The organism is Spirochaeta dissipatitropha, from assembly GCF_054657935.1.
In genome coordinates, this window is record NZ_BAAHXT010000014.1 from 85,552 (window position 1) to 99,706 (window position 14,155).

Annotated in this window: 7 protein-coding genes; 5 read left to right on the forward strand and 2 right to left on the reverse strand. The window is 49.7% G+C overall.

From position 1 onward, the window contains the following. Nucleotides 1-79 precede the first annotated feature (79 nt). Together ACYQ2L_RS14735 and acnA are read left to right on the forward strand one after the other, a co-directional pair. Nucleotides 80-661 (forward strand): hypothetical protein, encoded by a 582-nt coding sequence (locus ACYQ2L_RS14735; protein ID WP_460057272.1) that lies wholly within the window; start codon nucleotides 80-82, stop codon nucleotides 659-661. 68 nt (nucleotides 662-729) lie between these two features. After that, nucleotides 730-3,441 carry an aconitate hydratase AcnA gene (gene acnA, locus ACYQ2L_RS14740; protein WP_460057275.1) on the forward strand — a complete coding sequence of 904 codons (2,712 nt, stop codon included), beginning with the start codon at nucleotides 730-732 and terminating at the stop codon, nucleotides 3,439-3,441. A 20-nt stretch (nucleotides 3,442-3,461) separates the two neighbouring features. Here the strand turns inward: acnA and ACYQ2L_RS14745 are convergent, their stop codons facing one another. Both ACYQ2L_RS14745 and serS read right to left on the reverse strand, forming a co-directional pair. Continuing rightward, nucleotides 3,462-4,553, reverse strand: coding sequence for an N-acetylneuraminate synthase family protein (locus ACYQ2L_RS14745; protein ID WP_460057278.1), 1,092 nt, complete (start codon nucleotides 4,551-4,553; stop codon nucleotides 3,462-3,464). Between the two features lie 5 nt (nucleotides 4,554-4,558). After that, on the reverse strand, nucleotides 4,559-5,839 hold the full coding sequence (gene serS, locus ACYQ2L_RS14750; RefSeq protein ID WP_460057281.1) for a serine--tRNA ligase: 1,281 nt from the start codon (nucleotides 5,837-5,839) through the stop codon (nucleotides 4,559-4,561). Between the two features lie 133 nt (nucleotides 5,840-5,972). Between serS and ACYQ2L_RS14755 the strand changes: the two genes are divergently transcribed. From ACYQ2L_RS14755 to ACYQ2L_RS14765, 3 genes are all read left to right on the forward strand, one after another. Then, entirely contained in the window at nucleotides 5,973-6,452 is a 480-nt protein-coding gene (locus ACYQ2L_RS14755; protein WP_460057283.1) for a hypothetical protein, read from the forward strand. Beyond that, nucleotides 6,449-8,914: a clostripain-related cysteine peptidase gene (locus ACYQ2L_RS14760; protein ID WP_460057286.1), complete on the forward strand. Its 2,466-nt coding sequence runs from the start codon at nucleotides 6,449-6,451 to the stop codon at nucleotides 8,912-8,914. Before ACYQ2L_RS14755 ends, ACYQ2L_RS14760 begins: the two co-directional genes overlap by 4 nt. 3 nt (nucleotides 8,915-8,917) lie before the next feature. Then, a partial coding sequence (locus ACYQ2L_RS14765) for an InlB B-repeat-containing protein (RefSeq protein WP_460057289.1) occupies nucleotides 8,918-14,155 on the forward strand: 5,238 nt, incomplete at its 3' end.

Below are 14,155 nucleotides of genomic sequence, written 5' to 3' on the forward strand. Positions count from 1 at the left end.
GTAATTTTGCAAAAAAGCTCCCGATATAATTCCAGCTTTGCCTGTTTACGGGCTTGATTAATCAACCGATATACATCGTATGAATGCATCAATTAAACACCGTTATGTTTTCGGCTTGGTCCTGTTTCTACTGCCACTGCTACTGCTTTCTTCATGTGCCAGCACAGAAATCCCTGAAGAACCTGTAGAGATTTCTCTGCCTGAAGAAGAAATTACAGTCGAAGTAATTCCTGAACCAGAGCCAGAACCCGAACCGATTATCGAAACCCCTGTGCCGCTATATGTTAATCAGCGTTTTCTCTTTCTGGTAAACAATTCGATGTACGAAATATCCCAGCCAAGGGGGCTGCGATTTACGGTCAGATATAGAGAACTTTCTGACTTCGCCCGAATTGATCATGCTCCGTCCTTGTTCATTTATACTTCCAGTGATCCATACCCAAACGCTGATCTTCAGAGATTATTCGGATTAGACCGGCAACGACTCGACGCAGCCCTACAGGGACGCAGAGCAACATATTCGGTAATTGATCATCCCGGAGGCCAGTCAGTAGGAATACTTGCACGCAACATCGATATAGCTCTTATCGCAATCGAGCGGGATCAGGAATTGCAGGAATTGATTCTCGACATACTTGGAGAGCATTTCTACGAGCTCTGATCAGAATAGATATGACGCTTGCAAGTCCTGTACAGTTTTCGGTAGTATAGGATTTGCAGGAGTCAAAAATGGAAAATCAATTTCGCGATGAATTCGGATTAGTGCAGGAACTTTCTACGTCCACAGGGCCGGTCCGCTACATCAGTCTGCCAAAACTAAATGAACTGACAGCTGCCAGGCGTCTGCCTTTTTCTATCCAGATTCTCATGGAATCGGTAGTGCGACGCATAAACGGAGCTGAGGTTACCAGAGAGCATGCCGAAAACTTTTTTGCATACCAGCCCGAAAACCCGGGCACTATAGAAATCCCCTTTACACCAGCCCGCGTGCTGCTTCAGGATTTCACCGGTGTTCCCTGTGTTGTCGATCTTGCTGCCATGAGAAGTGCTATGCAACGGCTGAACGGGGATCCTTCACTTATTAATCCCCAACTGCCGGTCAATCTGGTAATCGACCATTCCGTATCGACTGATTCATTTAATTCACCATTGGCCCTTCAGCAGAACTCCGATCTCGAGTTCAGCAGGAACCGTGAACGCTATGAATTTCTCCGCTGGGGTCAGGCATCGTTCTCCAACTTTGACGTAGTTCCACCAGCCAGCGGCATCTGTCATCAGGTTAACCTTGAGTATCTCGGCAAGGTTGTTCAGCTTGATACTGATCAGGAAGTGCCCATGGCCTACCCGGACAGCCTGGTAGGTACAGACAGTCACACACCGATGATCAACGGACTTGGTATTGTTGGTTGGGGAGTTGGAGGAATTGAAGCCGAAGCTGCCATGCTTGGCCAGCCTATCTACATGCTGGCGCCATCTGTTGTCGGCGTACGGATAAGCGGTAAGGTCAAAGCCGGTATTACTGCTACAGATATCGTACTTACCATTACCGAAATGCTGCGCAAACATGGCGTAGTCGGAAAATTCGTCGAGTTCTTCGGGCAGGGACTTGCCAGCATGAGCGTTCCGGACCGGGCGACTCTGAGCAATATGGCACCAGAGTATGGAGCAACCGTTGGCTACTTTCCGGTAGATCAGAAAACCCTTGACTATATGTACAGCACCGGTAGACCGGAAGAGCTGATCGAACTGGTTGAGAAATATACAAAAGCCCAGGGTTTATTCAGAACAGAAGATACACCGGACCCGGAATTTGAAACTATTCTTGAGCTGGATCTTTCAAGCGTAGAGTCCAGCATCTCCGGCCCCAAAAGACCACAGGATAGAATCACCCTTAAGGATGTCAAAAAGAACTGGCAGCAGACCCTTGGGGCCCCCATAGAAGAGCGTGGTTTTGCAATACCGACTGAAAAACAGGCAACGAGCGTACATACCCGACTGGCAGATGGCTCTGAAGCCGAACTGACACATGGTGATGTAGCTATTGCCTCCATTACCAGCTGTACCAATACTTCCAATCCCTCGGTGCTTCTCAGTGCCGGTATACTCGCCAGGAAGGCAGCAGAGAAGGGCTTGAAGACAAAGCCCTGGGTCAAGACAAGTTTTGCTCCCGGGTCGCTTATTGTGACGGATTACCTGAAAACCGCCGGCCTCATGCCGTATCTCGAAGAGCTTGGATATTATCTTGTCGGCTACGGCTGCATGACCTGCATCGGGAACAGCGGACCTCTCCCCAAGGAAGTATCGGATGCAGTTGAGCAGGGTGATCTGGTTGCCGCAGGTGTTCTATCAGGAAACAGGAACTTTGAAGGCCGGATCAATCCGCATACGCGGGCAAATTATCTCGCTTCACCTCCTCTGGTAGTAGCCTATGGCCTGGCCGGGACTGTCAATATTGACTTTGACAAAGAACCGATCGGTCAGGACCCGAATGGAAACGATGTATTCCTCAGAGATATCTGGCCGGATGATGAAGAAATTCTCCGCTTTGTAGATAAAGCTCTCGACAGAGACGCTTTCATCAAAAGCTATACAGGACTGGAAGAAAGCAACGAGCAGTGGAATGCAATTCCGGTAGCTACAGATGCCCTGTATGCATGGGAAGAATCCAGTAGCTACATTCAGGAACCCGATTTTTTCGCCGGAATGCAGGCTGACCCGGGCCAGATTACAGCAATCACCGGGGCACGTGTTCTGGTGAAGGCCGGGGATAGCATAACAACCGACCATATAAGCCCTGCTGGTGCAATTGATCCATCTTCACCAGCCGGACTGTACCTGCAGTCTCTCGGTATTCAGCCAAAGGATTTCAATTCCTACGGAAGCCGGCGCGGAAACGACCGGGTCATGACTCGCGGAACCTTTGCCAATATCCGCTTCCGTAACCAGCTGGCACCCGGGACCACCGGCAGTGCAACCACGTATTTCCCGAGCAGAGAGGCTATGTCAATTTATGATGCCGGCATGCGTTACAAGGCCGAGAACGTTCCGGCGATAGTCCTGGCAGGAAAGGATTACGGAATGGGATCAAGCCGTGACTGGGCAGCCAAAGGTCCGTTTCTCATGGGTATCCGGGCGGTAATTGCCGAGTCCTACGAACGAATCCACCGCAGTAACCTGGTCGGCATGGGTATTCTGCCGCTGCAGTTCAAGAACGGTGAAACCGCTGAAACACTTGGACTGGACGGTAGTGAGAGCTATGACATTATGGTTGACGATTCCGTGAAGCCGGGACAGCTGCTGGATATAAGGGCAATCAGTGACAGCGGAAAGAAAACAGAGTTCCAGGCTGTCTGCCGAATCGATTCTACTGTTGAAGTTGAATATTACAGGCACGGCGGGATTCTCCACCGGGTGCTGCGGAACAAACTGAGCAGCAATTAATACCTGCTGAGTCAGGGAAATCAGCGGGTGAGGATATCTTCCCAGCGGATTCCCTGTCCAGCATCCACTGTCCTGCTCAAGCGAACACCGACAAGCGTTTCTGCATACTGGGGAGGAATCCCCGGATGCAGAATTTTTTCGGTCCTGAGTACGGCAAAATCATCTGGTTTCAGCCGGCTGCCTGCCTGCAGGTCGCGCAGTGCATGAATGGATCTGTTGGTGCGGCCGTAGTTAGCCTGCTCACTGCCGGCAAGCAGTTTCTGTCCTGTCCCCAATACCGCATCTACCGTTTCACTGCCATATACAGTCCTGGCCTTCTGCAAAGCTGCATCAGGACCTTCCTCTTCGGCAAACCTCAAACCCCTGACCATTTCACTGAACTGCCGGGGTTCCAGCGCGATCGGATCATCGAGTCCGGGATCAGTATGACTCAGACAGATATGCTTCTCGACTATTGAGGCCCCCATAGCGGCTGACAGGAGCGGCACAAGTACCGGATCAAGGCTGTGATCAGAAACCCCCACAGGAACGCCGAAAAGGGCGCTCAGATGCGGAATAAGGCGTAAATTATAGTCTTCAGCCGGGGCCGGATAAGCGGTTACGCAATGCAGCAGGCTGATTCGGGGATTCTGATGCTCTGCATCTGCAGCTGCAGAATACAAGGCCTGCAGGGCCCGCTCTATATCCTGCAGCATGGAGACACCGGTAGATACAATCAATGGCAGACCGGATTCAGCAGCCCCTCTGAGGAGCGGGAAATGGTTCAGTTCCGGACTGGCTATCTTTAGAGCATCCGCACCAATGTCCAGTAGAATTCCAAGACTGCGGAGTCCGAAAGGGCTGGAGAGAAAATCAATACCGTATGCCGCACAGATTTCTTTCAGACGAAGGTAGAAATCAGCGTTCTGCTCAAGTTCACGGAATCGTTCATACAAAGGGATGCTTCCCCCGGGCAGTGGAACATCGCCGACATTGACCGGGACGATCTCATCGGCAAATACGGTCTGGAATTTGGCGCAGTCCGCACCGGCATCCCGGGCCGACTGAATCAGCTTTTCTGCTTTGTTCAGACAGCCGTTATGTCCGGTGCCAATCTCGGCGATGACGTACATGTAAGCTATCCGCGCGGCTTGATGCAGTCAAAGCCGGTGTAGGGCACAAGGGCTGCGGGGATCCTGACAGATCCATCAGCCTGCTGGAACAGTTCAAGTATTGAAACAAGGGCTCTGCTGACAGCAATTGCCGTGCCGTTCAACATGTGGACCGGCCGTGTTTTTCCTTCTGCATCGCGGCAGCGTACATTCAGCCGGCGAGCCTGGTAGTCTGTACAGTTGCTGGTAGATGTAATCTCACCCCATTCACCGCCTTCACCGCGGCCAGGCATCCATGCTTCAAGATCGAACTTGCGATATGCAGGTGCCCCGAGATCTCCGGTGCAGGTATCCACAACACGATAGGGAATTTCCAGTTCCTGAAAGATTTCTTCTTCTATGGCGCAGAGTCTGTTATGCTCGGCCTCGCTCTCTTCAGGGCTGGTATATACGAACATTTCAACCTTGGTGAACTGGTGGACACGGTACAAGCCGCGGGAAAACTGACCAGCGGCACCGGCTTCACGGCGGAAACAATGCGACATACCAGCCAGCCGGATCGGCAGAGAATCCGTCTCAAGAATCTGGCCGGCATGATAACCGCCGAGGGTAATCTCTGCAGTTCCTACAAGACAGGTACCGGTTCCTTCCAGGGCATAGATATTACTTTCTTCACCGCGTGGCTGAAAGCCAATTCCAGCTACAACTTCCTCTTTGGCTATGTCCGGGGTTATCGTAGGAGTAAAGCCGTGCTTCTGTAATTTTTCAAGTGCAAAACGTACCAGAGCAAGCTCAAGGAACACTGCCTCGTTTTTCAGAAAGTAGAATTTTGAACCAGATACCCTGGTAGCGGTTTCGAAGTCTATAAGATCCAGATCCGCAGCAATCTCGACATGATCACGGATTGGAAAATCGAAGGAAGGAATAGTTCCCCAGGTACGGAGCTGAAGATTATCCTTGTCCTCTTTTCCGATAGGAGCATCCGGGTGGGCGAGATTCGGAACCTTTTCCATCTCTGTAATGTACTCTCCGCTTACTCGCTCAAAGTCCTGTTCACATTCAGGAATTCTGCTTTTGAGTTCCTTTCCGCGTGCGATCAGCACCTCACGCTCAGACTGCTCGAGTTTGCCCTTCATTGCTGCCGCAGTTTCGTTGCGCTGCTGCCGGAGACTGTCCAGTTCCGCCTGCAGTCGATTTTTCTGCTCATACAGTTCCAGACAGCGTTCAGGATCAGCCTTCATGCCGCGAGCTTCAATGTTCTTTTTATGCTCTTCCAGATTTTCTTTAATGTGCTTTATGTCAACCATTCGCCCATCATAGCGCTGCAAGGCCCCCAATGACAAGCTGAAAGAAATCGAATTTCTCACGAGCTTTCTGCAACTTCCTCTCTCCTGTTAAAGCTCTGTGACATTCCATGTAGTAGAGATGGATGGAGGGCTCATGAAATTCATCCTTTCATCACTCATTCTTGCGATAAGCTTTGTTTCCTGCGAAGCGATCCAGATCCCGGAAATTCCGCCGGTATTCATTCATGATCTGTATATCTGCAGTTCACCGGAATCCGCTCTGTCCGATAACTCAGGAAGAATCAGGATACTGCTGAATCTGGAGAATACCGGAGATCGTGTGATCTCACTGTTGAACGCCCGTTTCAGTCTGGCTGACGATTCAGGAACGTACTATGTACAGGGAACAAATCACCGCTACTCGATCGAGGTCGGGGTCGATCTGTCTCCGGGCTTGATTGCCTCTGTAGAAATTCCCCTTGATCAGATTTTTATTACGAATCCCGGGAATGGAGTACAGATATCAGGATTTGTTATTTCTGCCATTCATTTTTCTGAAGGCAGTCCCTGGCTCAACCCCTATGGATTTCATGAAATCCCTCAAACCGGAAACCAATCAGGAGCACAGATATGAGAACTTCATATCTGTACATCCTGTATATCCTGTGTTTTTTTATGCTGCTCATATCAGCCTGTGAAAATCCGGTAGAAATCGGAAACGTTCAGACCAGACAGGAGCATACAGAAATTACTGTGCTGGTTTCACCCGAAAACAGCGGCCGGGTGGAAATTACACCAGTCAAAAACTATTACCGCGTCGGTGAGCACATTACCGTACGTGCAACAAGTTCAAAGGATTTTCATTTTTTATCCTGGATTGATTTGCCCTCGGGGCAACAAGCTGAAATGGATTCAGAAGAGATCACGCTCGTGGTTATGCAAGATCAGGATCTCCATGCAGAATTCCAGAAGAATCCGGGTATCAGCACTGTGGTAGACCCCGAAGGCGCTGGCAGGATTATCATTGAACCGGCTGTGGAATTCTATCCGCCGAACACAGAAATACGCCTGAGTGCAGCTGCAGAAGAGGGATTTTTTTTCAGCCATTGGCTGGAACACGAGGGTGCAGGGGCAGATCTGCATACTGCAATTGAGCGTGAGCCGCTTCATTTTACCGCAGTCTTCACATCTGAACCAACTCTTACTGTACAGAATCTGCCTGAAGAGGCAGGACAAATCTACCAGTACCCTGGTGGACTGCAACACAGTCCCGGCACAGTGATCTCACTCAGAGCAGAAGCCGCCGAGCAGTACTATTTCACACACTGGATCTGTACAACTGAACCAGATATACCACTTAGTACAGAAAAAGAAATTTCTATTACACTGAATAACACTCGTTACATAACAGCAGTTTTCCAGCGATACTCCTTACTTGAAACCCAGGTAGTACCCCCAGGATCAGGAGTCATCCAGTTTGAACCGGAAGGAAGTCTATTTGAACCTGGCACCTTAGTACATGCACGAGCCGATGCGACACATGGCTACTTTTTTTCTTCATGGAGCGGGCCGGTATCCTCCCTGAATGACTCAGTAGATTTTGAGGTTCCTTCAGCTGATAGTATTCTGACAGCGTATTTTTCTGCTGAACCTGAAATCCATATCTTTGCTGAACCCCCTTATGGAGGCACTTTCAGTGTAAGTCCGCAAGGATCCTCATTTGCTCCGGGAACTGAACTGAGTTTCTCGGCTGCAGCAAGTCCGGATTTCATTTTCAGTCACTGGAACATAAATGATGAAGTTTTTTCCGAGACTGATCTGGTGTTTATCATAGAGAACACAATACATGCCAAGGCTGTATTTATTCCCCGCAGAAAAACGATTTTCATCTACATGGCTGCTGACAATGAACTTGAAAGCTATGCCTTGCAGGATCTCAACAGGCTCGAACAGCATAACATAGAAGCAAAGGGAATCAGTGTGCTGATTCTTCTGGATCGGCCTTCAGGTGCGGGTTTGTATCAATTGCAGCCTGATCCCCTGGGCTATCATCCTGCTATTGCATCCCGGCAGCTGGACTCGCCAGAACTGGGATTAAGCTCACAACAACTTCATCCTATCAACATGGGAAGTCCGGAAACCCTCAGGGCCTTTATCAGGGAAGGTCTGAACAGATTTCCGGCTGAACAGTACAGCATTATTATCTGGGGGCATGGCTCCGGCTGGCGTTCGCAGGACGATCCTGCTGATCCAACCGCAGATCCCATGGGCACAGCCTTGTTTCGTGCAACTGCCTATGACGATGGTTCCGGCGATGCACTCTATACCTTGGAACTTGCAACGGGTTTATCCGAAATCCATAGGGTAGATCCAGAGCTTAGCTGGACCTTGATTGGACTTGAAGTCTGTAAGGGCATGATGATGGAAGTTCTCTATGAGTTACGCGGACTTTCATCTTTTGTTGCCGGTTCGCCGGATGTGATTCCTGCGGCTGGCTGGGATTACGGCTTGATAGCATCCGGACTGATAAGCCTTGATCATACACAACAGGATGCTTTTGGAAATCTTCTTACAGACAGTTTTGCTGCTGCATATGGAGGAACAGCGAAAGCAGCATTTTCTGTTATTTACCTTGATAAAATACATGAACTGCACTCGGCATGGAACTTATTTTCGATTGCTATGAAGGACTATGCTGCAGTTGAAGCACAGCGGCAGAATCTGCTCCGTGTACTATTCCATGAGGTACAGGATTACTACCTGGTTCCAGGTGATCTGAATATTGATATGGGACATGCCGCCACTGTCATAGCTTCTGAAATACCGGAATTGTTCAGCGCAGCTGTGGAATTTCTTGATATCTACCAGTCCAGTGTATTTCGATTGTTTTCCTCCGGCATCGCAAACAGCAACGCAAGCGGAATTGCCATTCACCTTGTTCCTCTCAATGAATATGGAACAGCCACTCTCCCGCATGCCTCTGCCTATTTCACGGACGGCCAGGTATCTCATGCACTGGATTTCATGAAGGACTCACTCTGGCCCCCTGACAGTCAGGGAGGCGGTCTCCTTGGCCGCCTGTGGTACGGGGAGTAAAACATGAAGACAATAAAGTCATTCTGTCTGCATGTATCAGTCATTTTTGTTTTATGCCTCCTGCCGGGAATTGAAAAGCTTTCTGCCTCAATCGAAAACCAGACCACTACACAAATCACATATTCTGCTTCTGCGAGCCCTCTTGAAGCTGGATCGGTTAGTCCCAGAAGTAAATTACTTGATGCTGGAGCTACTATGGAGGATGTCAGTAATGCGTTCTCATATACCGTCAACGAAGGGTATGTATTCAACCGCTGGAGAAGAACACTGTACAGCAATAGTCCAACTGCAAGTGTAACAGCTCTTTTCAACAGGAAAACGTATACCATACAAACAGGAGAGGTTGAAAACGGGACGATATCCATATCACCTTCAGGATCTGTTGAACATGGTACAACCGTAACTATTACATATAATCCTGCCACAGGTTATGAACGGGCATCCGGGTCCAACACCGAGACCTTTGAGGCTTCCAGAGACAGGACAATCTCTGAAAGCTTTGTACGAAAGAAATACAATGTCAGTATCGGCACAATAGCAAATGGAAGCGTCACGCTATCCCGGCAAGGAATAGTTGAGCATGGAACCTGGATATCTGTCACTTACCATCCGGATGAGGGCTACGAATGGGCTTCCGAGGATAATCCAGAAAAAATTGAGATCACAGGGGATACGTTTGTAACTGCCAGATTCACGCCCAAACCTTATACGCTCAGCATCGGTACCATTGAAAACGGATCCATAACGCTATCTCCTCCAGGGGGAATCATTCCTTATGATACTGTAGTAAGAATTACCTATTATCCTGATACAGGGTATACAACATCGCCAAACGGTAACCCGGCTACCATAATAATCAAGGGAGATACTACCGTCTCTGCGAGCTTTGAACTGAAGACCTACAGCGTGGGTACAGGTACAGTACGAAATGGTACGGTAAGCGTCAGTCCAAATGGCAGTAACATTCCGCACTTTACCAAGATAAGCGTTCGCTATGAACCGGATTGGGGAATGAAACATCCGCAAAGCAAAACAGAAGAGGACTTCCCGCTGGAAGGGAATTATTCAGCCTCTGTCACCTTTATAGAGGATGGCAAGGCAAGTGACACGGACGAGAAAATTAATGAGGCAGATGAGGTTAAAGAAACCAACAAGGAAGACGTAGAGGATGCCGAAAAAACAGACACGGGGAATACCAGCGAAACAGAGGAAAACATAGGCGGGGCGGAATCTCAATCAGCTGTAGACAATGAAGAGGTAATAAGCTCCATGTGGGACTCCCGTCAGCTGCATACAGTAGCGGAACAGGTTCTCAATCGGCAAACGGATACAGATACCAACGCCTTGACAGCTGGAGATCCTGTCTATCTTCCGACTGGTGATTTCGTCCATGAAGAAACTGATATAGCTATTCCTCTCTTCTCCGCTTTGCCATTTGGTGTAAAACGCAGTTACAGGAATAACTTCTATACAGAAAGCGGCTTTGGCAATGGATGGTTTGCTGATTTTGAAGTACGGGTGCTGTTGGGGCACAAGCCAAGAAGCCGCGAAGAACTGCAGGAGCTTGAAACAATACGTAATGATGCATACGAGCGATGGATCGAAAATGCCGGCTTTCTTACTTATGAAACAGAACGCATAGCTGCCAGAATTGCTCAATACACTGAGGGAATCAGAAAGGCTGAAGAAATTACGGCTGCATACGAGGCCGCGCTGCTGCCTGCCGGAGAAATCGATTATGAGCCTCACCGGAACAAGCAGATCGAAAAAATCAATACAGAAATTGGAGTCTGGAAAAACAAGACTGCAGAAATACAGAAACTCCTGGATGAGGTAAAGAGGCAGCAACGCGAGGATATCCCTGCATTAACTGCACGAGTTCAGGGACTGAAAGCGCATTATGAGGCAATGAGAGACATAGCTGCGTTCAGCCGTTATGAACATGAACACAGCGAAGATCATATTATGCAGGCTTCGAGGCACAGCAGCCGTTCGGGGATTCAGTCAGCATACAGCGGCACGGGACTGGACAGGATCGTCTTTTTCAGCGAAAACGGCAGCCCCATGATTTTCCGGCTGACCAGGGATCCGGTGTACGGAGGGGAATCTTATTTCCCCGAGGGAAGTCCTGCTGAAGCAGTGGGTTTGTCAACTGACAGAGTGGAACTGCATGCGGATGGTAGCATCAGCAGGCGTACTGTAACGGGCAGAAAATATATCTACAACATTCATGGACAGCTGGATTCAGTACAGGACAGGCATGGGAATTCTGTACGCTATCTCTACAGTGACGATGGTAAAATAGAACGCATACAGGAGTCCGGCGGCCGCAGCATCCGGATTCTGTGGGAAGGCAATAGAATCAGCGCTCTGATTGATCCACTCGAACAGGAATACCGCTTTGAATACAACAGCGCTGGTGAACTGATCAAGGCCATAGATCCCGATGGTGACTGGCTATCGTATGCATACCGACAGAACACGATACACCGAATCGGGAAACCAGATGGCAGCGCGATCGATTTCGGTTATGAGAATCAGAATGGAGTACGGGTGACCTCCTGGACTCAGGACGAAGAAGATAATCGTGAACATTTTGATTATGATTTTGATGCCCGGCAGACGGTCTACACCGATCCTGCCGGAGTGTATCTCATTCACAAGTGGGATGAACGGCAGCTGGATATTCATAGCAGGAGCGCTGGCGGAAATGGAATGCCGGATCGAATTATCGAATCAGACTACACAGCCGAACAACGTTTGAAACGAAGCATTGAAAGGGCAGCCGGTTACAGTGAGCAAATACAGACCGATTTCAATTATGACAGCAACGGAAACATTACCTACATCAGACATCCAGACGGCAGTACAGAGACCCGGGAATATAGAACAGATGCTCAGCCACTGTATTATCTGAATCCCCATGGTGGAAGAACCGTATACGAATATTCAAGGGATCTTCTTTCCTCAATCAACTATCCGGATGGAAGCCGTGAGAGCTTCATGTATTATGACGACAGCAGACTGCGGCGTCACACGAACCGACTCGGACTGGTAAGTGAATATGAGTACGATCAATACGGCTATGTGTCGCGTCTGTTGCAGCGCGATGGCAGCACACAGGCCGAGCAGATCTTCCGGCATGATGCACTGGGTCGCTTGACATACCACCGCGATGCTGATGGACGAGCCACAGAATACAGCTACAATGCCTTTAACCAGATTACTCGCATCCAATACCATGACGGCAGGGAAATGCATAAATCCTACAACGAGCGCAAGGACCTTATACGCGAGGAACTGCGTCTGTATGAATTATCCGGGGCGGAGAGCTTTATCCTGCTCGATGCAACAGATTTCTCCTACGATGCACGGCACCTGCTTGAATCAATTACTAATACCTACAACGAGCGAATTGAATACGATTATGACCCTGCGGGGAAGCTTGAACGGCGGCGCTTTATAAATACAGATGACCTGCTGATACGGGAAATACACTACGAGTATTATCCGCAGACCGATCTGCTCATGAAATCCACTGAGACCGCGGCAGATGTTCCGGGGAACAGGAACCGGCAGTATCGCTATGACCATCTCGGACGTCTGCAGTACGAGCAGAATCCGGCAGGGCAATGGCAGCGCTACAGATATAACTACGGCACTCGCCAGCCGATATCTGTGGAGATCTCACAAAGCGCTGATTCACCTGTCGGACAGCAGTATTATTCGCTTCAGAACTTCAGCTATCGGAATGGAACGCTGGAAACCGTGCAGAACGAATGGGGGACAATCAGAAAGTTTGAATATGACAGTTCCGGCAGACGCACAGCTGAACATGTTTTAACAGACGGCATAGGGCTGCTTGGATCATACGAATATTTGCCGCAGCAGCGAAAGACTATCCATACAGATGGAGAAGATCAGCGTAGCTGGCAGACCACGGATGCCTGGGGCAGGGTTCTGACCCGTCACGACCGGGAAACGGTTGCCCGTGGACTCTCCTTTACCAGCAGAAATGAATACAGTCCCGGAGGAATGCTGAATGCTCTGGAATATGCCGAGGGACTGCGGCAGGAATACACGTATACTGCAACTGGCCGGATCGAATCAATTCAGATAGTGAATGCCCGGCATGAAGAACTGTGGTCTCAGGCCAACAGCTATCATTACGATGCCGATGGCTATCTACATGTGGAAGTGGAAGATGCCCGGGGTAACAGCCGCCGGCAGATCTACGACCGACTGGGTCGGCTGGTAGAGAGCAGGGATGCGTATAATGCTTCCCGTTACTATACCTATGATTTTTATGGAAATATCGTGACCTTTACTGATGAGACAGGTCTTGAGACACGCCTTGAATACGATGGCTATGGTCGACAAACCGCGGAGTACCAGGGCGGTCAGATTACGGGCTCCTGGGATTACAATTCCCTCGACCAGGTAATACGGCATACCGATGGAGAAGCTCGTGTGAGTGAGTTCGTCTACGATGTATATGGCCGACTCGTCTCACGGCAGCAGCTGGATGGATCCAGGGTCGTGCTCGAGACCGAGTATCTCTATGACTATGCTGCAAGAACTATGACCGAACGAACCGGGAACCATGTCTACACCACACATTACGATGGCCTGGGTCGCGTGGCAGAGTATATGGATGCCTTCAGCAAGCGGAGGCAGTTCCGCTATGATGGGGCCGGGCGACTTGAAGGCATGACCGATTTTAACGGCAGTGAGTTCAGGTACGATTACGATGCCAACGGCAGGATTCTCTCGGTACGCGCCAATGGAACAGAGCAGCAGAGTTTTCTCTACGATGACCGCGGGCGCTTAATCAGCAGCGAGAATGAACATGCAGCCTATCAGTTTGACTATGATGATCTGGGCAGGTTACGGCAGCAGCAGAACACCAGCAGCGGTCATTCGCTCAGCTTCGGCTACGACCGGGCAGGAAACCGGATTTCTGTAGCTGACTCTCACGGGAGCTATGCCCGTTACAGCTATGGAGCCAACAATGAGCTGCTGAACGTGCGTGACCAGTATAACCGTGAGACCAGCTTTGCCTACGATGCTGCCGGGAGGGAGATTCTGTCCGAGCGCTGGAACGGGACTTCTGTTGCAAGAAACTACAACGAACAGGGCCTTTTATCTTCGATTATCGAGTACAGCGGAACAGGCCGGGTAAACTCACAGGCTGTCTGGGCAGAAGCCTATGTGTATAACAATGCGCAGCAGGTCAGCGGG

Coding starts and splice junctions, on each gene's coding strand:
- ACYQ2L_RS14735 (WP_460057272.1), top strand. CDS start 80: ATGAATGCATCAATTAAACACCGTTATGTTTTCGGCTTGGTCCTGTTT.
- acnA (WP_460057275.1), top strand. CDS start 730: ATGGAAAATCAATTTCGCGATGAATTCGGATTAGTGCAGGAACTTTCT.
- ACYQ2L_RS14745 (WP_460057278.1), bottom strand. CDS start 4,553: ATGTACGTCATCGCCGAGATTGGCACCGGACATAACGGCTGTCTGAAC.
- serS (WP_460057281.1), bottom strand. CDS start 5,839: ATGGTTGACATAAAGCACATTAAAGAAAATCTGGAAGAGCATAAAAAG.
- ACYQ2L_RS14755 (WP_460057283.1), top strand. CDS start 5,973: ATGAAATTCATCCTTTCATCACTCATTCTTGCGATAAGCTTTGTTTCC.
- ACYQ2L_RS14760 (WP_460057286.1), top strand. CDS start 6,449: ATGAGAACTTCATATCTGTACATCCTGTATATCCTGTGTTTTTTTATG.